General features: G+C 69.1%; 23 protein-coding genes. 9 read left to right on the top strand and 14 right to left on the bottom strand.

Annotated elements, in window-relative coordinates; all coding sequences use genetic code 11:
* Positions 1-141: 141 nt before the first annotated feature.
* The 3 genes from ABZW96_RS19885 to ABZW96_RS19875 all read right to left on the bottom strand — a co-directional run bounded on the left by ABZW96_RS19885 (position 142) and on the right by ABZW96_RS19875 (position 2,049).
* The gene (locus ABZW96_RS19885; RefSeq protein ID WP_355076543.1) at positions 142-384 is read right to left on the bottom strand and encodes a hypothetical protein; all 243 of its coding nucleotides are present in this window, start codon (positions 382-384) and stop codon (positions 142-144) included.
* Between the two features lie 42 nt (positions 385-426).
* Complete coding sequence (locus tag ABZW96_RS19880) at positions 427-753, bottom strand: plasmid stabilization protein (protein ID WP_355076542.1); 327 nt, start codon at positions 751-753, stop codon at positions 427-429.
* A gap of 135 nt (positions 754-888) precedes the next feature.
* Positions 889-2,049 (bottom strand): lipase family protein, encoded by a 1,161-nt coding sequence (locus ABZW96_RS19875; RefSeq protein ID WP_355076540.1) that lies wholly within the window; start codon positions 2,047-2,049, stop codon positions 889-891.
* Between the two features lie 483 nt (positions 2,050-2,532).
* On the opposite strand from ABZW96_RS19875, the gene ABZW96_RS19870 reads away from it, so the two are divergent.
* Positions 2,533-2,937, top strand: a complete 405-nt coding sequence (locus ABZW96_RS19870) for a hypothetical protein (protein WP_355076538.1) — start codon at positions 2,533-2,535, stop codon at positions 2,935-2,937.
* A gap of 29 nt (positions 2,938-2,966) precedes the next feature.
* On the opposite strand, the gene ABZW96_RS19865 is transcribed toward ABZW96_RS19870, so the two are convergent.
* The gene (locus tag ABZW96_RS19865; RefSeq protein WP_355076536.1) at positions 2,967-3,998 is read right to left on the bottom strand and encodes a DUF2293 domain-containing protein; all 1,032 of its coding nucleotides are present in this window, start codon (positions 3,996-3,998) and stop codon (positions 2,967-2,969) included.
* A 176-nt stretch (positions 3,999-4,174) separates the two neighbouring features.
* On the opposite strand from ABZW96_RS19865, the gene ABZW96_RS19860 reads away from it, so the two are divergent.
* Complete coding sequence (locus ABZW96_RS19860; protein ID WP_355076534.1) at positions 4,175-4,642, top strand: PaaI family thioesterase; 468 nt, start codon at positions 4,175-4,177, stop codon at positions 4,640-4,642.
* Positions 4,643-4,703: 61 nt separating this feature from the next.
* Here ABZW96_RS19860 and ABZW96_RS19855 read toward each other — a convergent pair whose 3' ends face one another.
* The 6 genes from ABZW96_RS19855 to ABZW96_RS19830 are packed head-to-tail and all read right to left on the bottom strand — an operon-like array spanning position 4,704 to position 9,712.
* Positions 4,704-5,546: an acyl-ACP desaturase gene (locus ABZW96_RS19855; protein WP_355076532.1), complete on the bottom strand. Its 843-nt coding sequence runs from the start codon at positions 5,544-5,546 to the stop codon at positions 4,704-4,706.
* Between the two features lie 16 nt (positions 5,547-5,562).
* Positions 5,563-6,411 (bottom strand): class I SAM-dependent methyltransferase, encoded by an 849-nt coding sequence (locus tag ABZW96_RS19850; RefSeq protein ID WP_355076530.1) that lies wholly within the window; start codon positions 6,409-6,411, stop codon positions 5,563-5,565.
* Positions 6,408-6,674 carry an acyl carrier protein gene (locus tag ABZW96_RS19845; protein WP_355076528.1) on the bottom strand — a complete coding sequence of 89 codons (267 nt, stop codon included), beginning with the start codon at positions 6,672-6,674 and terminating at the stop codon, positions 6,408-6,410. Before ABZW96_RS19845 ends, ABZW96_RS19850 begins: the two co-directional genes overlap by 4 nt.
* Positions 6,671-7,237: a PaaI family thioesterase gene (locus ABZW96_RS19840; protein ID WP_355076526.1), complete on the bottom strand. Its 567-nt coding sequence runs from the start codon at positions 7,235-7,237 to the stop codon at positions 6,671-6,673. The genes ABZW96_RS19845 and ABZW96_RS19840 overlap by 4 nt, the downstream gene beginning before the upstream one ends.
* Before the next feature lie 4 nt (positions 7,238-7,241).
* Positions 7,242-8,030, bottom strand: a complete 789-nt coding sequence (locus ABZW96_RS19835) for a ferritin-like domain-containing protein (protein WP_355076524.1) — start codon at positions 8,028-8,030, stop codon at positions 7,242-7,244.
* Between the two features lie 23 nt (positions 8,031-8,053).
* Positions 8,054-9,712 (bottom strand): fatty acyl-AMP ligase, encoded by a 1,659-nt coding sequence (locus tag ABZW96_RS19830; RefSeq protein WP_355076522.1) that lies wholly within the window; start codon positions 9,710-9,712, stop codon positions 8,054-8,056.
* Between the two features lie 270 nt (positions 9,713-9,982).
* Between ABZW96_RS19830 and ABZW96_RS19825 the strand changes: the two genes are divergently transcribed.
* From ABZW96_RS19825 to ABZW96_RS19810, 4 genes are all read left to right on the top strand, one after another.
* Positions 9,983-11,221, top strand: a complete 1,239-nt coding sequence (locus ABZW96_RS19825) for a cytochrome P450 (protein ID WP_355076520.1) — start codon at positions 9,983-9,985, stop codon at positions 11,219-11,221.
* Entirely contained in the window at positions 11,218-12,441 is a 1,224-nt protein-coding gene (locus ABZW96_RS19820; protein WP_355076518.1) for a cytochrome P450, read from the top strand. The genes ABZW96_RS19825 and ABZW96_RS19820 overlap by 4 nt, the downstream gene beginning before the upstream one ends.
* Positions 12,438-13,838 (top strand): FAD-dependent monooxygenase, encoded by a 1,401-nt coding sequence (locus tag ABZW96_RS19815; protein ID WP_355076516.1) that lies wholly within the window; start codon positions 12,438-12,440, stop codon positions 13,836-13,838. Before ABZW96_RS19820 ends, ABZW96_RS19815 begins: the two co-directional genes overlap by 4 nt.
* 63 nt (positions 13,839-13,901) lie before the next feature.
* Positions 13,902-15,170 (top strand): cytochrome P450, encoded by a 1,269-nt coding sequence (locus ABZW96_RS19810; RefSeq protein WP_355076514.1) that lies wholly within the window; start codon positions 13,902-13,904, stop codon positions 15,168-15,170.
* A 42-nt stretch (positions 15,171-15,212) separates the two neighbouring features.
* Here the strand turns inward: ABZW96_RS19810 and ABZW96_RS19805 are convergent, their stop codons facing one another.
* Positions 15,213-15,734, bottom strand: coding sequence for an OmpA family protein (locus ABZW96_RS19805; RefSeq protein WP_355076512.1), 522 nt, complete (start codon positions 15,732-15,734; stop codon positions 15,213-15,215).
* Positions 15,735-16,099: 365 nt separating this feature from the next.
* On the opposite strand from ABZW96_RS19805, the gene ABZW96_RS19800 reads away from it, so the two are divergent.
* Positions 16,100-16,975 carry a hypothetical protein gene (locus tag ABZW96_RS19800; RefSeq protein ID WP_355076511.1) on the top strand — a complete coding sequence of 292 codons (876 nt, stop codon included), beginning with the start codon at positions 16,100-16,102 and terminating at the stop codon, positions 16,973-16,975.
* A 57-nt stretch (positions 16,976-17,032) separates the two neighbouring features.
* Here ABZW96_RS19800 and ABZW96_RS19795 read toward each other — a convergent pair whose 3' ends face one another.
* Positions 17,033-17,431, bottom strand: coding sequence for an NUDIX domain-containing protein (locus ABZW96_RS19795; protein WP_355076509.1), 399 nt, complete (start codon positions 17,429-17,431; stop codon positions 17,033-17,035).
* A gap of 62 nt (positions 17,432-17,493) precedes the next feature.
* The gene (locus tag ABZW96_RS19790; RefSeq protein WP_355076507.1) at positions 17,494-18,090 is read right to left on the bottom strand and encodes a helix-turn-helix domain-containing protein; all 597 of its coding nucleotides are present in this window, start codon (positions 18,088-18,090) and stop codon (positions 17,494-17,496) included.
* Between the two features lie 229 nt (positions 18,091-18,319).
* On the opposite strand from ABZW96_RS19790, the gene ABZW96_RS19785 reads away from it, so the two are divergent.
* Positions 18,320-19,312: an NAD-dependent epimerase/dehydratase family protein gene (locus ABZW96_RS19785; protein WP_355076505.1), complete on the top strand. Its 993-nt coding sequence runs from the start codon at positions 18,320-18,322 to the stop codon at positions 19,310-19,312.
* 57 nt (positions 19,313-19,369) lie between these two features.
* Here the strand turns inward: ABZW96_RS19785 and ABZW96_RS19780 are convergent, their stop codons facing one another.
* Positions 19,370-19,723, bottom strand: a complete 354-nt coding sequence (locus tag ABZW96_RS19780; protein ID WP_355076710.1) for a RidA family protein — start codon at positions 19,721-19,723, stop codon at positions 19,370-19,372.
* 175 nt (positions 19,724-19,898) lie between these two features.
* On the opposite strand from ABZW96_RS19780, the gene ABZW96_RS19775 reads away from it, so the two are divergent.
* Positions 19,899-20,873, top strand: a complete 975-nt coding sequence (locus tag ABZW96_RS19775; protein ID WP_355076503.1) for a WYL domain-containing protein — start codon at positions 19,899-19,901, stop codon at positions 20,871-20,873.
* The last annotated feature ends 14 nt before the right edge of the window (positions 20,874-20,887 follow it).

Below are 20,887 nucleotides of genomic sequence, written 5' to 3'. Positions count from 1 at the left end.
GCCCGGCGACCGCCGGGTGCGGTAGCCCGAAGGCGCGGCCAGGACCGCGTCACGACGGGCCGGTGCGCATCCGGACGACCTGCGAACCAGCGGCGGACGGGAACCCACTCGGGCTCCCGTCCGCCGCTCGTCTGCTAAACGTCACATATTCGATTGGGCGAGACGGTTGGCAAGCAGTTCCTTACCCATCCGGCCGCCCTTGCGGCTGTCGGCCTGCGCCTTGCGGAAGAACTCCACCAGCTCGGTGTCTCCGGCGCGTTCCGCGTCCTGGATGAACGTGTCCAGACGCAGTGCGTTCTCGAGGGACGCCTCGACGAACCAGATCAGGTTGTAGTCCTTGTCCCTGGTGCCGGTGATGGTGCCCGTTTCCTGCTGCTTGGTCATCTCCACTCCTTTCGCTTCTTCGTCGCCGAGCCGCGCGTCGCGTCAGTCCCGTCCGAGCGCGTGCGCCAGCTCCTTCTTCGTCATCTTCGAGCGGCCTTCGACATTGCGCTTCTTGGCCTCGTTGTACAGCTGGTCACGGGTCGGCCCTTGGGCGCCGCTGTGCGAACGCTGACCACCGCGCTGCTGCGGGGACTTGTCGTCGGTCGACGTCTTGCTCGCGGTCTTGGATTGTCCGGACTGGGCACGGTTCTTGTTAACCGTGCGAGCGGCGATCTCCTTCGCGCGCCCGGTGCTCGCGCCCCGGGATTTCGCCGAGTCCGCGATGTGCTCGTACTGGCGTTCCTGCTTGTCGGTCCAAGCCTTCGGCATGTCATCACCTCCTGTATCTGCGGTCTACCCCGGGAATCTCCGCGCAATCCGGATCGGGTCCGAATCGTCCGCCGGGCCCGGCCATCCGAAGCTTCCGAGAGCGCGACCGCTACTCCGGGAGGTGGTGAGCTGACGTCAGCAGGTGCTGGGCGCGGGCTCGCCGCGAACCCGGCCTTGGAGCCACGGCAGCACCGAGGGGGCGCCGAGGACCGCTGCGGTCAGATGCTCCACGTCGGCCACGCGCAGTGTCTGCACGGGCACCCCGGCCGAGCACCAATGGCGATTGGTGTTGTCGATGGCATCGATCGGAATCAGCCCATCGCTAGGTGAATGCCATTCGAAAATGGGGATTTCCGGGGCGCTCGGGTAGAGCTCCACACTGTTCTCCTCGACCACCGACCATGCGGCCGGAGTGTCGAAGACCGACGTGGAGGTCACATAGTCGCGCGCGCTGCCGTTCACGCCCGCGGCGAGGATGTCGTTGGTGCAGCTGTTGGCCATCTGGTCGCGAAGCGCCAGACCGCGCTCGTTGAGTGATTGGCTGGTCGGCACACGGTCCGGGTACTCCCGTTCCAGGCCGATCGCCGTCGCCATGGCCAGGCCGAACGCCGGATGCGGTTCGAAACCCAACGCTTTGGCCATCGTCACCAGGTTCATCGGGGCACCGCCGATGGCCGCGCCCGCGAGCCGCAGGTCGGGCGCGTAGGTAGGTTGCAGCTCGGCCGCCCATGCCGTGGCGAGACCGCCGCCGGAGTAACCGGCCAGCGCGGTCGGACTGCTCTGCAAGCCGAGTTCGGGTAGCTGTTTGGCCGCGCGGATACCGTCCAACGTGATCTGGCCGCCCAAACGCCCGGCGCCGAGCGCGAACTGCGGTCCGAGATGGTCCGGCAGCGCTACCGTCCAGCCCTGCGCCAGCATGACGTTCAACATCGGCGTCGTCAGCGACAGGTTCGGATCGTTGTGGTAGAGCAGGTGCGACACCGCGCAGTGCGTGCCGAGCGAGTTGATGAAGTGCTGGTACGACAGCAGCGGCATGCCGGGCCGCTGGCCGAGGGGGGTGAGGATCGTTGTCGTCGCCGAGATCGGCGCGCCCCGCGAATTCGTGGACCGGAACTCGACCAACCGGACGGTGGCGCCGGGGAACAGCGGAAGCGGTGGCAAGACGCGCGCGTCGAGTATGTCACCGGGACGGTGCGCCGCCAGATCGGCGGGCGCGGCGTAGAACGGGTCCGGATCGGGCTGCGGATAGAGCGGGTCCGCGGTTGCCGCCGTCCCGAGCAGAAGAGTGACTGCCATTCCGCAGCACGCGCCGATGGCACGGGCGGAACCGATGCGTTTACTGCCGAGCAAACGAAGAAACGGACGAGTCACGACCTTGACCTCCAGGGGTAGTTCGCCGCATTCGCCGAACAGTGGCGGGCATAAGAGTGCATCGTCGGCAAACTATCAGCAACCTGAAGTGGTGAGTTCGTGAATGCGCGAAAAATCCACTGGCCTCGAAGATAACTGGCGATTTTGGGGCGCTTCATTGTGGGTATCGTGATGCATAGCAACTGAACAGCCACTACTGGGAGAATCCCAGGGTCCGAAGCGGAGACCGCACATCCGCGCTGGGCATCCGATCCGCCGTCGGCCATGGCCGCGAACGTCCGGCGGTGTCCGTTCGTTTGTCACTTCGCGACCGAACGCATCCCGACGAGGGGTTGCGATGCGGGGCGAGCACGGCTTGGCTGGATCACATACACAGCGACGAGGTGCAGGGCGCAGGAAGGAGCGGTCATGGCCAAGACAGCAACCGAGAAGGTCCGCGAGTCCGGTTCCGAATCACCGGAGAAGGCACGTTCCGCGCCGCCCACCGAGACCGAAGCGCCGACCGGCTCCGACACCGCGACCGCAGAGCGCGGCGGGGTGCGTGTCCCGGTTCCGACGCTCGGGATGCGGATGGCGCGAGTTCCGCTGCCGCCCGGGCCGCGCAGCGTGGCGACCGGTGTTTCCTCGGCGACCACGGCGGTGCTCAATCGAGTACCGGACCGGGAGTCGTTGCTCTATTTCGGCGGGCTCGGGGCGGCGGCGGTCACCGGACTGGTCTCGTGGCCGGTCGCCGGAGCGATCGGCGTCGGCGTCTGGGTGGCCGAGCATGCCCGTCGTTCGCCGGTGCCTGCGGGAGACGGGGCCGAAAAATGACCTGACACGCGATGCCACCTAGCGCCGCCTCAACCGCGCCAGCTTTCGAGGACGCGGTCGACGGTGGGCCGGATACGAGCCCTGGCCTCCGAGCGGGAGATGCCGGTCATGAGGAGATGGTCGTAGTCGGTGTCGCGGTGGCGGATGGAAGCTATCACGGCGAGGGTGAGCGCTTCGGCGGACAGGAGTTTGGCGGCGGCGGTGCGGCCTACGCGGCCGCTGCCGCGGGCGGCGGCGTGTTCGGCGATCTCGGTGGCGCGGTCGGCGGGGCAGCGGGGGAACAGCCGCCGGATCTCGTCGGACATTCGGGCGCGGTATTCGACGTCCTCGGCGGCGCGGCGCACACGGTCGCGGTCGCGGCGGCGGGAACGGGCCTCTTCGTCGGCCAGGCATTGCTGTTCGGCGCGGGTGAGGGCGGCTTCCTCGACGAGGATGCCCAGCCGTTCGTAGCGTTTGCGCCGCCGGTTGAAGCGGACGACCACGGCGGCGAGGGTGCTCTCCTTCTTGGCGCGCCGGCTCAACGCCGCGTTCCCGGCCGGCAGGAACTCCAGATGATCCAGGTCCGAACAGGTGAGGCACAGCGGCCCGGCCGCGGAGGTGATCAGATACGAGCCGCTCTCGGCGCATTCCGCGCACGTCCAAGGTTCGGCGGCCTCGACCACCGTCAGATCCGGGGCCCGGTTCTGGCGCTGGACGACCTGCTCGCGCCGCGCCGGGCTGAGCTCCGCCGAGAGCCAGTGCACCCGGAACACCGTGTCGTCGCCGTCGTCGACGAACCGCAACGCCTCGCGGTCGCGGCCGCTCGACAGATACGCCGCTGTGCTCGCGTTCAGCCCGTGCTCGCGGGCCCACTCGCCCAGCAGATCCGCCGCTTCGAGCATTCGTCGCCCGTCCACCGCCGTGACCTGCTCCAGCGACGGCGCCTGCCCCTGTCGCCAGCGATCGACCTGGCCGGACCGCACCCACCCCAGAACGGCGAACACATCGACCGCCGACACGTATTTGCGCTGGGCCAGCGCCGCTTCCGCAGCCTCGACCACCCGTCGCCGCAGCTTGGACACGAGTTCGAACCCTAGCGCACGCCGCGATGGGCGCAGGACGGTGCCGATGCGGCGGATTCGCTGCGAAAAAGTGTCCTATCACCCGATCGAATGTCGGTATGCAAGCGGATGCCGTCGGGTGGCGTTCATCGGGCGCTGGTCGAATAGCGGGGCAACGTTCGCAGGGAGGAAGAGCCATGACCAGCATCGACACTCACGCCAACGGAACCGTCGCGTCCCGTGTCACCGAACTGACCACGGTTTTCGAGCGGGGACTTCGCGAGAACCTAGGCGTCGGCGCGTCTCTGGGCATTCGACTGGAGACCGCGGGCGACGGCTACACCCGGTACTACCTCGACCCGAACCCGGCCACGATCAACGCGATGTTCACCGTGCACGGCGGTGTGCTGGCCACGTTGATGGACACGGCGATGGGCAGCGCCGTCTTCACCGAACTCGGTGACGGCGTGGCCTACACGACATTGGAGTTGAAGGTGAACTTCATCCGGTCGGTGACTCTGGACGGTTCCCGGCTGACCTGCGAGGCCAACGCCGTGCACGTCGGGCGGCGCACCGCGACGGCGGAGGGCCGGATCACCGACGCGAACGGCAAGCTGATCGCGCACGGTTCGACCACGATCCTGGTCTTGCAGCCCGAACACTGAGCGCAGCGGACGGCCCGGCTCCCGGAACACGATCGGGAGCCGGGCCGTCCGGTGTCGAAGCTCAGGCCAGTGACCGGCATTCGTCGATGAAGCGCACCAATTCGTCGAGGCGGTCGCTGCGGGCGTCCACCGCGCGGTCGATCACCTTCACCAGGTGCTCGTAGGCCTCGGTGTGGTCGTAGGAGGCCACGTCGGCGATCTTCAGCGCCCACCGCCAGTAGCCGCGCATGGTGTCGGCCAAGGGCATGCGGAAGGTGGCGATCACCTCCCGGATCGGCTCCGCGGCGGCGTCGCCGTGCACCCGCAGGTAGCGGCCGACCACGTCGGCCATGAAACTGAAATGCCGCGCCTCGTCGCGCGACAGCCGCGCCAGCACCGCCCCGAGCACCGGATCGTTCACCACCTCGCGCAGGTGCTGGTAGTACATCTGCGTCGCCTTCTCCTGCACCAGCGCGTAGGCGAAGAACTGCACCGGATGCCGGTAGGGCAGGTCGAACGGTTTCTGCCCCTCGATCGCCAGCTCGGCGCGCAGGGCGCCGCGCTCGGCCATCCCGGACGCCACCTGGTAGCGGCTCAGCGCGCGTGCGTGGGTGTCCTCCTCCAGCGCCCAGCGGACCGTGAAGTGGTAGAGCTCGCGGTTGTGCGCGAACGCGTCCCGGTCGACGGTGTCGTCCACCGGGAAATAGCGGTGGTAGACGTCGAAGTAGCCGGGCAGATGGTCCTCGATGAGGGTGACGAACTGGACCGCGGACCGCTGGCCTTCGGTGAGGCGGCCCGCGTCGGCGCGGGACCAGTCGAAGGCGGTCTCCACGTCCCAGGCGCGCGTGGCGGGCGAGGCCGCGAGGAAACCGTCGACGGCCGCGACCACTTCGTCGACGGGAATCAGCGCCGATTCGATGTTCATCTGTCGCTCCTGCGGCTCAGCGGGCGTTACGGCAGGTCAGCGCGTAATGCTTGGTGGTGTAACCCCATCCGGCGTTCGCGATCTCCAGGTAGTGCCGCAGCTTCGCGGCCAAGCCGGGCCCGTGCGCGTCGATGCGTTCGGCGGCGGCGTCGACGTTCGCGATCCAGTCGTCGATGGTGCGGCGGTAGTGCTCGGTGAGGTCGTCCACCGCGATGACGGACAAACCCGCGTCCTCGGCGGCGGTGACCAGGTCGGAGAGCGGACGCAGATCGCCCCACCCGAAGATGTCCGCGCGCACGAACTCGGTTCCGGCCTTGGCGTCGAACGCCGTGCGCGCGGACGCGTTGCGGAAGCAGCTCTCCGACACGTACAGCGTGCCGCCGCGCCGCAGCACCCCGCGGGCGCGGCGGAAGACCGCGCCGAGATCGGGCATGTGCACGATCGAGCCGAGCAGCGTCACGGCGTCGAAACCGCGCGGCGGCAGTTCCATCCGCTCGAAGTGGCCGACCCGGGTGTGCACCCGATCCGCGAGACCGCGGGCGCGGGCCTGCTCGGCGATGTACTCGTGCTGGCGTGGCGCCGGGCTGACACCCGTTGTCTCGCAGCCGAATTCCGCCGCCATGAACAGGATCAGCGAGCCCCAGCCGCAGCCCACATCGAGGAGGCGTTCGCCGCCGGTCAGCCCGAGCCGGTCGGCCACGAACCGCAGTTTGCGCCGCTGCGCCTGCTCGAGGGTGTCGGACTCGGATTCGTAGAGCGCCGAGCTGTATTTGCGCAGCGGGTCGAGGAATTGGCCGAAGATGTCGGGGTCGAGGTCGTAGTGCTGGTTGGTGTCGGCGGTGACCGGCTGGTCGGTGACGGTCACGCCGCCGCCTCGCGCAGCGCCTTGCCGACCACGGTGACGACGTCGTTCAACGAGGAAAGGCCGAAAACGTCCTGGTCCTCGAGTTCGATGTCGTAGGTGCGCTCGATCTTGGCGACCATGCGCAGCACGCGCACCGAGTCGACGCCGGCAATGCCGCGCAGGTCCAGGTCGGGGCGCAGCTCGGTCTCGGGGATGCCGGTCTCGGCGGTGGCGATGCCGGTGACCGTGCGCAGGATGTCGTCGGCGGTGTGGGTGGTGGTCATGACTCGACTCCGTTCGGGGCGAGGGCGGTGCCGGTGGACAGTGCGTGGGAGAGCGCGGCGACCTCGTCGTCGCCGAGGGTGAGCTGATGGCGCACGTCGTCGAGCGCGAACGGCTGGTAGGCCGCGGTGGAGCCGGCGCACACGAGGCCGTCGGCGTCGCGGATCTCCGCGGACGCCCGGATCGGGCGGTCTCCTTCGTCGCCGGGCAGCGTTGCGACGCAGTGGTATTCGCGTCCGACGAGTAGCGGGGTGAGGAACCGGGTGCGCTGGGTGACGGTGAACGCCGGGTGGTGGCGCGCCAGGACGATGAGATTGCCCATCACCTCGTCGCAGATCACGCCGATCAACCCGCCGTGCACGACGCCCGGGTAGGACTCGAACTCGCGCCCGAGCCGGAACCGGGCCTGCAACCCGTCCGGATGCGGGGTGAACCGCAGGCGAAGGCCGGTCATGTTGTGCGGCGAGCAGCCGAAGCAGCGGTAGTCCGGGATCACCGACCAGGGCACCCGGACGGTGTCCACTCCGCCGTGGCCGGTGTCGTCGAAAGCGCTGTCGCGGTCCATGGCGCTAGGCGATCGCGTCGGCCAGGGCCCGGCGAACCTTGGCGTTGCTGGACAGGTCGAGTCCGGTCATGCCTGCGAAGGTGCGCCGGACCTTGTCGTGCAGGACATCCAGCTCGCCCTCGGCGGCGACCTGCTCGAGGAACAGGTCGAAGCCGGTGTCGATGGTCTCGTGGTCGCCGAGTTCGCTGATCCCGGCCTTGAACGTGCTGACCGGGTGCTTGATCTTGGCCTCCGAGCTGTACACGTAGAGGGTCTCCAGCACCGACGGCAGCTCCTCGGGCCGCCGCCGCAGCCGCTCGGTGGCGTAGTGGATGAACTCGCGCGCGTGGCCCGCCTCATCGCGACTGGCGTTGAGCAGCAATCCCTTCAGCACGGGCTCCTCCACCCAGTTCGCCACCGCCCGGTAGATGTGGTTGACGGTGAGCTCGGAGATGATGTTGGTGGCCAGGGTCGCCGACGGAGTGGTGCCCGGCGCGTACGGCTCGCGCATCGAGTCGACGGCCTTGTCGTCCACGCGCTCGCCGAGCGCGTTCAGCCAGGAGCGGAACGCGTAGTGGTGCTGCACTTCCTGGTAGCCCAACACCACCGCGAACGTGGAGAAGTCGTAGTCGTCGACGAACTCGTTCAGGAATCCGTGCACCGCGGCGATGACGTTGGACTCGCCCATCGTCGCGCTCTTGGCCAGGGTGATGTACTCGGGACGGACCAGGGTCGCGTCGACGGCGTCGAGATCGAGGTCGGCCAGCTTCCAATGCAGGCGCTCGTAGTGGCGGAAGACGTCATAGCTGTGCACGAAAGGCTCCGGTTCGGTCGGGATTACCTGCGATGGGTGATGAGATCGCGGGCGGCGAGCCGCTGGAGCTTGCCGCTGCTGGTACGGGGAATGCTGCGCGGCGCGACCAGGTGGACCTGGACCGCGGCCAGGCCGAGTTCGGCGGAGACCCGGGCGCGGATCGCCTCGGTCAGCGCGTCGGCGTCGGCTCCGGTGCGCTCGGATTCGGCGATCAGCGCGATCACGTCCGCGCCGTGCGGGTCGATCGCCGCCGTGCACCGGCCCTTGTACACGCCGTCGAGGTCGCGTACCGCCGCCTCGACGTCCTGGGCGTAGTAGTTCACGCCGCGCACCGTGATCATGTCCTTGCACCGGCCGGTGACGAAAAGCTCGCCGTCCCTCAGGTAGCCGAGGTCGCCGGTGCGCAGCCAGCGGTCGGCGAACAGACCGGACACGCGCGCGGGGTCGGCGGTGAGATATCCGCCGGTGACCGCGTCGCCCTGGATGAGGATCTCGCCCACCTTGCCGTCGGGCAGGTCACGGTGCCGGTCGGGGTCGACCACGCGCACCCGCATACGCGGTACCGGCGAGCCCACTCCGGCCACCGGCCGAGCACCCGAGGCGTCCGGTGGAACGCGCTGTGCGATCGCGCCATCCGACAGTGCGGCGCGATCCACCCACTCGAAGACGGGCGCGCGGCCCAGCGGCGGGAAGGTGACCGCGAGGGTCGCTTCGGCCATGCCGTAGACGCCGAACATCGTCGCCGGTCGGAATCCGGCGGGGGCGAAGCGCTCGCAGAACGCGACGACGACATCTCGGGAGATCGGTTCCGATCCGTTGAACGCGATCCGCCAGCGGCTCAAGTCGTAGTCGCGCACCCGCTCGGCGGGCACGGCGGCCAGCAGCGCCTCGTAGCCGAAATTGGGCATCGCGGTGATGGTGGTTCCGCTGGCGGCGAAGTCGGCGAGCCAGCGGGCCGGGTCCTTGACGAACGACAGCGGGGACCACACGTGGGCGGGGATGCCGCGCAGAATCGCCGAGAGCGTGCCGAACAGGCCCATGTCGTGGAACAGCGGAAGCCAGAACCCGCCCTGATCGTCCAGGCTCAGATCGATGCCGGTGCGGATCGATGCCAGGCCGCTGAGGACGTTGTGGTGGGTCAGGCGAACGCCTTTGGGTGTCGCGGTGCTGCCGGAGGTGAACTGGATGACGGCCGGATCGTCGCTCGACAGCTCGGGAAGAGCGTCGGCCGTCGCAGTGTCCTCCGCGAGAAGTGCTGCGGTGTCGATCAATTCGACATCCAGCGTGTCGCCGAGCAGTGCCGCCAGGTCGGCGAAGCGATGCGACACCAGAATTGTGCGCATGCCCGCCGCCGCGACGATGGCGGCGAGCTTCTGCGGGTAGCCGCTCGCCGCGCGGGCGCCTGCGGGCAGCGGAAGGGGAGTCGCGGCGCCGCCCGCCGCCGTCACACCGAACAGGCAGGTGAGGAACTCGGGAGCATTCGGACTCAGGATGCCCACCGGTTCGCCGCGCCGCACCTCGCGCCGCAGCAGCGCCGCCGCCGCGACCAGCGACCGCCGGTGCAGCTCGGCGTAGTCCACCGTTTCCGGCAGCGACCAGAACGTGGCGGCCACCGCGGGATGGGCGGCGGCGATCTCGGCGAGGCGACCGTGCAGGGTCCCGGCCGAATCCGCGGAATTCATGTCCGCCACGGAAACAGCGAATTGTGACGGCGCATTGAACTCGTTATGAATTGACGTCGGCGATAAACAAGGCCGATCATCCGATCGCACTGCGCGATAAAGTATTTCGGCTATGGCCCGATAGGAACGGGTAATCGCCGCCACACCGCGCCGGTGCCGCGCACCACGATGGACGAGAAATTCTCTCCCGCGTCCCGGAATTGTCCGCAGCGATCCGGCGGATGCTATGCCCTTTTCCGCGCCGCGTCCATTTCTACCCAGGAGTCGCCGGTGAGTTCCGACCAATCCGCGGTCGAGGAATCGACCCCGGTTCAGCTGGCGGTCGTCGAGAGCGTCGCCGCGCACATGCGGCACAACCCGTACGGCAGTTACGACGTACTGCGCGCGGCGGCCCCGTTCGTGCCGGGCCCGCACGACACCCACCTGGTGACCCGCCACCACGAGGCGCAGGCGATCATGCAGGACCCGCGCTGGAGCCACGCCGAGGAACCGGAACTGCTGCACGGTGACAGCGAGGTCGAACTGCCCGGCTCGTTCCTCTGGATGGAACCGCCGGAGCACACCCGCCTGCGCGGACTGGTGAGCAAGGCGTTCACCGCGCGCACCGTCAGCGGTATGCGCGAGCGCGCGGAGCGTTTGGTCGAGGACCTGATGGCGAAGATGCTCGCCGAGCGGGACGTCGACCTGCTCGAGGCGCTGGCCTATCCGCTGCCGCTGACCATGGTGTGCGAACTGCTCGGCGTGCCGCCCGAGGCGCACGAGCACGTGCGGGAGATCTCGGCGGGCATCGCGCGCGGCCTCGACCCCGACGTGCTGCTGTCGAAACAGGAGCTGGACGCGCGCACCGCCGCCGTGCACGCCTTTCTCGAATTCTTCGGCGACCTGGTCGAACAGCGCCGCCGCACTCCACGCGCCGACTTGATCACCGCGCTGGTGCAAGCCGACGACGCGGGCGCGCGCCTGACGCGCACCGAATTGCTCGGCACGCTGCTGATCCTCGTCGTCGCCGGGCACGAGACCACGGTCAACCTGATCGGCAACGGCGTGCTGGCGCTCATCCGCAATCCCGAGCAGTTCGAGCGGTTGCGCGGCTACCCCGAGCTGTCCGAGCCCGCGGTGGACGAGGTGTTGCGCTACGACGCTCCGGTGCATCTGACCACACGCACCGCGCACGACGAGATCACGGTCTCCGGAAGGACTTTCGCGCCGGGCGAGGCGGTGATCGTGCTGCTGGCGTCGGCGAACCGCGATCCCGCGGCATTCGCGCGGGCCGACGAGTTCGACATCGCGCGGTATGCGCGCGGGCGAAAGGCCGAGCGGCACTTGTCCTTCGGGCTCGGCCTGCACTACTGCCTCGGCGCGCCGCTGGCCCGGCTGGAGATGAGCGTGGTGCTACGGGCGATCGCCGACCGGGTCGCGTCCATGTCCCTGCTCGAGGAACCGCTGTACCGGCCGAACGTGGTCGTGCGCGGCATGTCGCAACTGCGTGTCCGGATGGAGGCCCGATGAACACCGTTACGCCCGCCGAAGTCACCTTCGACGCCTTCGATCCGAGCGAGCGCGCCGACCCGTATCCGGCCTACCGGCGGGTGCGGGACGCGGCGGCGCTCTTCCCGTTCGCGTTCGGCGATGTGCCGGTCACGCTGGTCACCCGTTACGAGGAGTGCGCCGCGATTCTGACCGGCGCGGACTGGGGGCACGGCTACGCGGCGGGCATCAGTCCGTTCCGGGACACCACGGCGGCGATTCCCGGTTCCTTCGTCCGGATGGATCCGCCCGAGCACGGCCGCTACCGCAAGCTCGTCGCGAAGGCGTTCACCCCGCGGCTGATGGCCGAGATGGCCCCGGTCGCCGGGCAGGTCGTGCGGGAGATCGTGGACGCGGCGCTCGTCCGCGGCGAACTCGACGTGCTCGACGGCCTGGCGGTGCCGCTGGCGGTGGCGATGGTGCCGGTCCGGTTGCTCGGCGCCGACCCGGCCGACGCCGCGAAGTTCCGGGAGTGGCAGCTGGCCATCGCGCGCGGCAGCGACCCCGATTCGCTGCTCGGGCCGCAGGATGTGGCGGCCCGCACCGCCGCGGCCGTGGAGTGCATGGGCTACTTCGCCCGGCTGGTCCAGCGCAAGAAGGAGAATCCGACGCCGGACCTGCTGAGCGCGCTGGTTGCCGCGAGTGCGGACAGCGACCAGCTCACCGAGCCGGAGGTGATCGGCATTGCCCTGCTCACCCTGGTGGCGGGGATGGAGACCTCGATCAACCTCATCGGCAACGGCATGCTCGCGCTGCTGCGCAGCCCGGACCAGCTCGCCCTGCTGCGCGACCAGCCCGACCTCATCGCGCCCGCGCTGGACGAGATGCTCCGCTACGACGCGCCCACCCAGTTCACCATTCGCGTAGCGCTGGCCGACACCGTGGTCGGCGGACACCGGTTCCGCAGGGGCGACGGAGTCGTGGTGCTCACGGCGTCGGCCAGCCGGGACGACCGGGTCTATCCGGACGCCGACCGCTTCGATGTCACCCGCTACGCCGGAAACCATCCCGCGCGCAAGCATCTCGGCTTCAGCCTCGGCATCCACTACTGCGTGGGCGCGCCGCTGGCGCGGATCGAGGCCGAAGCCGCGGTCGGCGCGCTGCTCGCGCGGGCTCCGAAACTGGCGCCCGCGACCGACGCGATCGAGTACCGGCCGAGCTTGATCCACCGCGGCATCGTGTCGCTGCCGGTGACGTTGTGAACGGGGCACGGCACGCCGTCGTGCTCGGCGCGGGCGTCGCCGGGCTGCTGGCGGCGCGGGTTCTGGCCGACCACTTCGCGCGGGTCACGGTGTTCGAGCGCGACGGCTTCGACGTCGAGGGCATGCGCAAAGGCGTTCCGCAGGCACGACACCTGCACGGCCTGCTGGATGGTGGCCGCACCGTCATCGAGGAACTGCTGCCCGGATTCACCGACGAGATGACCGCGCGCGGCGCTACCCGCGCCGAAGCGCTGGTCGCGACCAGGTGGCACGTGGGCGGGCTGCGGGCCGCGCCGGCCGCCACCGGGCTCACCTCGCTGATCGCGACCCGGCCTCTGCTGGAATCGTTATTGCGGGAACGGATATCGCGGCTTTCTCAGGTGCGGCTCGTGGCGGGAACCGCGCGCGGCCTGATCGGTGACCGGCACGGCGTGCGCGCCGTGTCGGTGTCGGGTGATTCCGGCGTCGAGACGCATGGCACCGACCTCGTGGTCGACGCGACCGGACGCGGCACGCGAGCGCCGGTGTGGCTCACCGCGCTCGGCGCCGAGCCGCCCGCAGAGCAGCGGCTGGAGGTGGATCTGGGCTACTCCTCGCGGTTCTACCGCCGCCTCGAAGGCCAGCTCGACGGGCACGCCTCGGTGATCATCTCGACCGGGGCCAACGGCCGCGGCGGCGGCGCGGTGCGGGTGGAAGACGACCGCTGGCACGTCACGCTGGCCGGGATACTCGGTGACCACCCGCCCACCGACCCCGACGGCTTCACCCGGTTCGCCGCCTCCCTCGCCGCGCCGGACATCCTCGATTTGATCACCCGCTCCGAACCGGTCGGCGACGCGGTGCCGCACCGCTTCCGCGCTCCGGTGCGCAGGGCCTACCGGCGCCGTGCCGCGGTGCCCCATGGCTTCCTACTGCTCGGCGACGCGCTGTGCAGCTTCAACCCGCTCTACGCCCAGGGCATGGCGGTCGCCGCCCAGCAGGCCGCGGCACTGCGCGCGTGCCTGCGCTCCGGCGGACCCACGCCCGATCTCCCCGCGAGGTTCTACGCGGCGGCGGACAAGGCGCTCGACGTCGCCTGGCAACTGTCGGCCGGCGCGGATCTGGCGCATCCGGGGGTGGTGGGGCCGCGCACGGTGCGCACGCGGCTCACCAACGCCTATGTGGCCCGCGTGCATCGCGCAGCCCACGTCGACCCGCATGTGTCCAGGACCTTTCTGCGAGTGGCGAACCTGGTCGAACCGCCGACGGCACTGCTGCACCCCGCGATGGCGGGACGAGTACTGCTGCGCGGCGGCGCCCGCGCGGCCGCACCGAACATCCGCCCCACCGGTCCCGGACCCCTTCGCGCATCGGGTCCGTCGCCGGACCCGCGGCCGTCCATCCCTTCCGATCGCTGACCCATTTCGACTACCGGCAGCATCGACCGGCGTCGGTGCTCCGCACAGGAGGAACCACTCGACATGGACTCGTCAACCGCTGGTACGGCTGTCGCGGAACAGGATTCCGCCGTCCAGACCGCCCTGATCCAGCTCTTCGGCCCCGAAGGCAGACCGGATCCCTACCGCCCGGCCCGGGTGCTGCGCGAGGCGGGCCGCCTGCACCAGACCCCCTTGGGCCACTACGTGCTCACCCGCTACGAGGACTGCGCCGCCGTCCTGTCGACCACCGCGTGGAGCCACGCGGAGGAGGCGGCGATGATGCATCCGACGGTGTCGCCGGAGGACGCGCCCGAGGAGTTGCCCACCTCGTTCCTGTGGATGGAGCCGCCGGACCACACCCGGTTGCGCAACCTCGTGACCAAGGGCTTCACCCCGCGCATGGTGACCAGGCTGCGTCCGCGAATCCAGGAACTCACCGAGCAACTGGTCGACAAGGCCATGGAGGCAGGCGAATTCGACCTCGTCGAGATGATCGCCTACCCGCTGCCGCTGATCATCGCGTGCGAGCTGATCGGGGTGCCGCCGGAGGCCTACGACCAGGTCCACCAGTGGTCGCAGGATTTGGCGCGTGGCTTCGACCACGATCACACGCTGCCGGAGGAGGCGCTGAAGGCGCGCAGCGCGGCCTCGCGTGGATTCATGGGCTACTTCCGCGAGTTGCTGAACCAGCGCCGCCGCGACCCGAAGGACGACCTGCTCAGCGCGCTGTCCCAGGTGGAGGATCGCGGGGACGTGCTCACCGAACAGGAGCTGCTCGCCACCTGCATCACCACGTTCGTGGCCGGGCACGAGACCACGGCCAACCTGATCGGCACCGGTTCGTTGCAGCTGATGCGCAACCCAGAGGCGATCGATACGCTGCGCAAGCGACCGGAACTGGTCGCCTCGGCGCCCGACGAACTCTTGCGCCTGGAACCGTCGGTCCAGATCACCACGCGTGCCGCGACCCGCCCGATCACGCTGGCCGGGCACGACTTCGAGCCGGGCGAAGGCGTGGTGGTGCTGATCAATTCGGCCAATCGCGACGACGCGGCCTACGCCGACGCCGATCGCATCGACGTCGCCCGGTACGCGGACCCGATGAACCCGGCCAAGAAGCATCTCGGCTTCAGCCTGGGGATCCACTACTGCCTCGGCGCGCCGCTGGCGCTGCTGGAGATGGAAGTGCTGCTGGAGGTGCTGTTGCGGAAGGTTCGCGACATCGAGGCGCTGTCGGACACGCCGCCGTACAAGCCGAATGTCGTGATACGCGGGTTGGCGGCGCTGCCGACTCGTTTCACCGCCGTGTGAGCCCGGCGCCATCGGGCCGGACCCGGCCCGATGGCAATACGGTCAGCTGCCGACCACCTCGATCTTCGCTTCGTCGACCTTGATGTTCTGGTCGGTCGGGTTGCCCTGGGGTTTCACGGTGATGCGCGACTTCTCGACGCCCGCGGACTCGAGTTCCGCCGCGATGTTGTCGCCCCTGGCCTTGGCGACGGATTTGGCGGTGGCGGGGTTCTCGTCCTCGGCGTAGGTCGTGATCTCCACCTTGGCGTCGTTGCCTTTCAACGGGACCGCCACCACTTTGATGGTGGCGACGTCCGTCCCGCTGAGGTCGGAGCTGCCGCTGTCGAAGGTGATCGGCGCGGCGGCCAGCGCCGCGTTGATCGCGTCCTGGATCACCTGCTGCGCGGTGTTCAGGCCCGAACGCACTGCCGAGGACGCGGTCGCGGCCAGGCTGCTGCGCAGGGGGTGGGTCTGCTCGGTCGTCGTCGCCGAAGAATTCGAGCCGTCGTCGGACCCGCACGCCGCGGTCACGAGCAGCGCGACGGCCACAGCGGCGATTCCACTGACGCTTTTCTTGGAAATCATCTGCCTACTCCTGTTTCGGTGGAGAAATCCCGTATGCGCCATTCGGTGCGATGCGTGGAATTGCCCGGGAACAGGCCCGCACGCATACGTCTGTCCAATGCTGTCGGTGCACTCGATCCTTGCACAGGCACGCGGCCCCGGAGTGCCGTTTCGCGGGTCGCCGCATTTCCCGGTCACGAGCGGCGCAATTGTTGCCGGAATGTGCGCGAGTCGCCATGAGCGCGGCGTAGCGTCGATTCGGCGAAATGCGGGAGTTCTCCCGGCCGGGCGACGACCGGTTCGGGAGGGGCCGGACGTCGAGACGAAGCGGACCAGTCGCACGAATCGGCCCTTCGCGGCCGGATGAGCAGAGGAAGTGAATCGCGGTGCGGTCGGTGAAGTTGTCCGTGGCATTGGCCCGGGAAGTCTCGCTGGCACGGAGCCGGGCAGCGACCGGATGGCTGCGCGGAACGCCCCAGGGCCGCACCGTGCGCCGGATGATCGATGGCTTGGCGGAGGTCCAGATCGTCGATCGGTCGATGGTGCTCGCTGCGCAGATCTTCACCTCGGTGCTGCCGGTGATCATCGCCGCGTCCGTCTTCAGCGGGTGGCATGCGGCGGCGGAGACGATCAACGACCAGTTCGGGTTCGATTCCGGCTCGCTGGGCGCCGAAACCGGCGCGAGTTCGGACGATCCGACGCTGGCGGCCTTCGGCGTGGTCGGACTGCTCATGGTCGTGCTCGGCGGGACCTCGTTCGCGCGCGCGCTCGCTCGCGTCTACGCGGCGGTATGGAAGGTGCCGACCCTTGGCCCCCGCGATGCGTGGCGCTGGCTCGCCGCGCTGCTCGCCGTCGCGATCGCGGTGGCGCTGGTGGGGCAGACCAGGGAGCTCACGCGAATCCGGTACGCGGGTGGACCGCTCGCCCTGGCGGGTGAGCTGGTCGTCTGGGCTTGCGTCTGGACGGTCGCGCCTTTCCTGCTCACGAAGGGAGCGCTGACCGGGCGGCCGTTGTGGGTGTCCGGAGTGCTCACTGCGGCCGGTCTGACCGCGATGCACGCGGTGGGGCGGGTGGTGCTGCCGCGAACCACGGCGAACGCCGAAGCGCACTTCGGTCCGCTCGGCCTGGCCTTCACCACGGTCAGTTGGCTTTTCGTCCTGTCGATGGTGATCGTGGGCGCGGCGGCGGTCGTCAAGGCGCTCGCTCTGGACGAGACCGCTGTCGGTCGTTTTCTGCGCGGTCCGCAGCAGAACGGCGCGTGATGCGGCAGGCAGCTCGCTCTTCCCGAAAACCTCTGTGTATCAGGCCTTCTCGGTGAGTTACCAGTCGACCTCGCCGAGTTCGTGCAGCCTGCGGAAGACCAGCATCGAGCCGGGCGCGACGTGGTCCATGGCGGCGTACTCGCGCACGGTGAAGTAGCGCAGTTCGGCGATCTCGCTGGTGGGTCGCGGCTCCCCGTCGAGTTCCGCGGTGAAACAGGTCATGTGCAGCTGGGTGCCAGGGGAGTGCCCGTACGCCTCGGCCCGGAACACGCCGAGTTCGTCGTAGGCGACGACGCCGACGCCGAGTTCTTCGCGCACCTCGCGGTGCAATGCCGCCTCGGGCGTCTCGCCCGGGTCGATCTTGCCGCCGGCCATGTAGAAGACGTCCTTGCCCACCGAGCGCGCCTGCAGCAGGCGGCGATCCCGGACATGGGCCAGCGCGGCGGTGCGAATCACCGGCCCACTGTACTGAGCGGACCGAACGCGACGTCAACCGGATTTCCGGCGGTTCGTGCCGCTCAGTGCTCGAGCACGGCGCGGTGCAGGAGCTCGCCGATGCGCCGGTGGATCAGCGCGGTGTCGTCACCGTCGGCGACGAACTCCAGGAACAGCGCCGCACCGGCCGCCAGCGCGATGACGGCCCTGGCATCCAGTTCGGATCGCGCACGCGATTCGGTGTCGCCCGCGGCGAACAGCGCGGCCGCGGGGGTGCTGAATCCGGCCCACAGCCGGTCGCGCAATTGCCGATCGCGATCGAGCGCGGTCAGCAGGCCGGGCACGGCCGCGCGAACATCGTCCCGCGCGAACAGTTCCCGGCTGCCGCGCAGCACCCACTCGATCCATCCCTTCCGATCGGTTCCCTCGAACGGGCCCAGATCCGGCGTCTCACCGAGGACGGCGTGCAGCACCAGTTCGGCCTTCGATTGCCAGCGGCGACCGATGGACGCCCGGCCGACCCCCGCGCGTGCCGCCACCGCCCGCACGCTCAACTCGTCCCAACCCACCTCGACCAGCATCTCCCGCACGGTCGCCAGCACGCGCTGCTCGACCGACTCGTCCCGGGGCCGGCCCGCGCTCCGGGTCGCCGACTGCGAATCCTGCGCCGTTTCGCCCATGCCGCTTCCTGACCTCCATTACGATGCCACTGGCATCGAATTTGTACCGATGCTTCCGATGTGCGGCCATTGTCGCGTGTGCCGTGGGCGCGGCGGCGGTGGACCGGACGGCGGAACCCGTGGTGACGAAGGAATGAGATGGGCGGACCGAAAGACATACCGGCTGATACCGGCTCGGCGGCCCGAGCGGCGAGCGCGTGTACGACCGGAAGCGACGAGGGGTAGCCGTATGCGAATCGCGGTCACCGGCGGCACCGGCTATCTCGGTGCGCACACCGTTTCCGCACTATTGCGGGACGGGCATCAGGTCGTTCTGCTGGTCCATCCGAGTGAGTCCCTCGCCGCGGTGGTCGGCATGTTCGACGCCAGGCCGGACATGCTCTCCGTGCTGCCCGGTGACATCAGGGACACGCAGACCGTGGAGAAGTTGCTCGTCGGATGCGACGCCGTTCTGCACGCGGCAGGCGTGGTCGGCACCGACAACCGGCGCGAGCAGTTGATGTGGGAAGTCAACGCGGACGCCACTGCGATGGTGCTCGCCCGAGCGACGGCGCTCGGGCTGGACCCGATCGTGCACGTGGCCAGCTACAGCGCACTGTTTCCCAGCCCCGATCCGGTCATCACGCCGGACAGCCCCACCGCGCCGGGTCGCAGCGCCTACGGCCGTACCAAGTCGGCCGCCGATCGGATCGCGCGGGCGTTGCAGGCCACCGGCGCTCCGGTGGTGATCACCTATCCGTCCAGCGTCGTCGGCCCCGGTCTCGGGGCGCAGGCCGGGATCACCTCCGACGGTTGGGGCGCCATCCTGCGAGCCCGCGTCGCTCCGCGAATCCGGGGCGGGATGCAGATGATCGACGTCCGGGACGTAGCCGCCGTGCACGCCGCCGTCATGCGCCCCGGTCTCGGACCGAGGCGCTATCTGTGCGGCGGTCACCTGGTGGCCTTCGACGAGATCGTCGATATTTTGGAAAGCGCTGCCGGGCAACGGATCCGCCGGATACCGGTGCCGAAGGCCGCCCTGCTGGGAATCGGACGGCTCACCGACGCCGCCGCCCGATTCCTCCCGATCAGCGCGGGCCTCAGCTACGAGGCGGCGTGGTTGCTGACCACCGCCACGCCGACCGACGACTCCCGCACGCTGGCCGATCTCGACCTGCGCTGGCGGCCCATCCGGGACGCCATCATCGAATCCGTGCGCCGCGAAACCGATTCCCACACCTGATGCGGCACGGGCCGGTCGGACCAGTTCCCGGCGGTCAAGTGCACGCCGGAGGCGGCATCACGCGACGGCGGTTCCCTCGAGCTCGACCAACTGGCGCGGTATCGCCAGCCGTGTGACCCCGAGCATCGTGGTGGTCGGTGCCACCCCGAAAGCACCCAATCTCGACGCCAGTACACCGTAGTGCTGGAAAAGCAGATCGACGTCGGTGGTGTAGACGTTGAGCCGGACGAGGTTCGCGAGAGACATGTCGGCCTCGCCCAGCACGACCTCCAGGTTGTCCAGGCTCAGCGCCAACTGCCCCGCCATGTCACCGTCATGCTGGGGCTTGCCGTCGCCGCTCATCGCGGTCTGCCCGGAGCAGTACAGGGTCCGGGTGTGGCCGCAGACGAGCTCGCCCTGGTTGAATCCCATCTCCACCGACCACGTCACCGGGTTGACTGCCGTTCGTTCGACTACCACATCAGCTCCCATTCGATTTCGAAGTACGTACGTCCTGTCGGCCCGGTAGCCGCTGTCCATGACGCCGTGGTGCTGAGCCTCCCAGCGAATCACGACATCCTGTGTCGTGTATTCGTTAGAGTTTCGTATGCGCGCCGACCGGTTGGTCTCGCTGGTGCTACTGCTGCGCCAGCGCGGTCGGCTGACTGCGACCGAGCTGGCCGACGAGCTGGAGGTGTCGACCCGCACCGTGTTGCGCGACATCGAGGCGCTGTCCGCGGCCGGTGTCCCGGTCTACGCCGAACGCGGCCGACACGGCGGTTACGCTTTGTTACCCGGGTTTCGGACCGAGCTCACCGGGCTGAACCACGACGAGGCGCTTGCCCTGCTGATCGCCGGATCACGTCGCGGCGCGCAGGCATTCGGCCTCGGCTCGGCGCTTGCTTCGGCGATGCTCAAGGTGATCGATGCGCTACCCGAAAGCTATCGGGACACCGCGGCTGACGTGGCCGAGCGATTGCTCGTCGACCCGCAGACCGATCTGCTGTCGCGTCGGCTGATCGCTGAGGAAGTGCCCTACACCATATCGGCGGAGATCCGGCGCGCGGTGTTCGCCGGACACAAGCTGCGCATCCACTACGCGGCCGTGGACCGGACCCCGAAGTGGCGCACGGTGGACCCGATCGGCCTGGTCATCGTTCGCGACCAGGGTTACCTGCTGGCCACCAGATCTGGCGCGGACCGCACCTACCGGCTGTCGCGGGTGCTGGCTGCGAAGGAACTCTCCGAACCGGCACAGCGACCGGGCCGGGTCGACCTGGACCGGGCGTGGCAGGAACGCAGCACGCGGTTTCGGACCGGCGGAGACCGAATCGCCGTGCTGGTACGGGTGAACCCAGCCCGGCGGGAGGAACTGGTGAGCACCGCACTGGCCGTCCGCGCCGAGGAAACCGACACAAACGGCTGGCTGCGGCTGGAGGTGATCTTCCAAGACTCGCGACACGCCGAATGGGCGCTGTGGCAGCTCACCACAGACGCGGAAGCACTGGCCCCGCAGTCGTTGCGCACTTCCCTTCGCCACCGCGCCGCCGCGATCGCCACCTACTACGGGGAGTCATCTTGAGAGTCGTCGCCTGC

The organism is Nocardia sp. NPDC004168 (genome assembly GCF_040610355.1).
Taxonomy (GTDB): Bacteria; Actinomycetota; Actinomycetes; order Mycobacteriales; family Mycobacteriaceae; genus Nocardia; species Nocardia sichangensis.
Note: the sequence above shows the minus strand (reverse complement) of the source record. Positions and strands in the feature narration are given on the sequence as shown.

What these genes read in the sequence shown, in the direction of transcription:
- ABZW96_RS19810 (WP_355076514.1), top strand. Translation starts at nt 13,902, where the DNA reads ATGGACTCGTCAACCGCTGGTACGGCTGTCGCGGAACAGGATTCCGCC.
- ABZW96_RS19785 (WP_355076505.1), top strand. Translation starts at nt 18,320, where the DNA reads ATGCGAATCGCGGTCACCGGCGGCACCGGCTATCTCGGTGCGCACACC.
- ABZW96_RS19780 (WP_355076710.1), bottom strand. Translation starts at nt 19,723, where the DNA reads ATGGGATTCAACCAGGGCGAGCTCGTCTGCGGCCACACCCGGACCCTG.
- ABZW96_RS19885 (WP_355076543.1), bottom strand. Translation starts at nt 384, where the DNA reads ATGACCAAGCAGCAGGAAACGGGCACCATCACCGGCACCAGGGACAAG.
- ABZW96_RS19860 (WP_355076534.1), top strand. Translation starts at nt 4,175, where the DNA reads ATGACCAGCATCGACACTCACGCCAACGGAACCGTCGCGTCCCGTGTC.
- ABZW96_RS19870 (WP_355076538.1), top strand. Translation starts at nt 2,533, where the DNA reads ATGGCCAAGACAGCAACCGAGAAGGTCCGCGAGTCCGGTTCCGAATCA.
- ABZW96_RS19845 (WP_355076528.1), bottom strand. Translation starts at nt 6,674, where the DNA reads ATGACCACCACCCACACCGCCGACGACATCCTGCGCACGGTCACCGGC.
- ABZW96_RS19880 (WP_355076542.1), bottom strand. Translation starts at nt 753, where the DNA reads ATGCCGAAGGCTTGGACCGACAAGCAGGAACGCCAGTACGAGCACATC.
- ABZW96_RS19830 (WP_355076522.1), bottom strand. Translation starts at nt 9,712, where the DNA reads ATGAATTCCGCGGATTCGGCCGGGACCCTGCACGGTCGCCTCGCCGAG.
- ABZW96_RS19875 (WP_355076540.1), bottom strand. Translation starts at nt 2,049, where the DNA reads ATGGCAGTCACTCTTCTGCTCGGGACGGCGGCAACCGCGGACCCGCTC.
- ABZW96_RS19805 (WP_355076512.1), bottom strand. Translation starts at nt 15,734, where the DNA reads ATGATTTCCAAGAAAAGCGTCAGTGGAATCGCCGCTGTGGCCGTCGCG.
- ABZW96_RS19790 (WP_355076507.1), bottom strand. Translation starts at nt 18,090, where the DNA reads ATGGGCGAAACGGCGCAGGATTCGCAGTCGGCGACCCGGAGCGCGGGC.
- ABZW96_RS19855 (WP_355076532.1), bottom strand. Translation starts at nt 5,546, where the DNA reads ATGAACATCGAATCGGCGCTGATTCCCGTCGACGAAGTGGTCGCGGCC.
- ABZW96_RS19820 (WP_355076518.1), top strand. Translation starts at nt 11,218, where the DNA reads ATGAACACCGTTACGCCCGCCGAAGTCACCTTCGACGCCTTCGATCCG.
- ABZW96_RS19840 (WP_355076526.1), bottom strand. Translation starts at nt 7,237, where the DNA reads ATGGACCGCGACAGCGCTTTCGACGACACCGGCCACGGCGGAGTGGAC.
- ABZW96_RS19775 (WP_355076503.1), top strand. Translation starts at nt 19,899, where the DNA reads ATGCGCGCCGACCGGTTGGTCTCGCTGGTGCTACTGCTGCGCCAGCGC.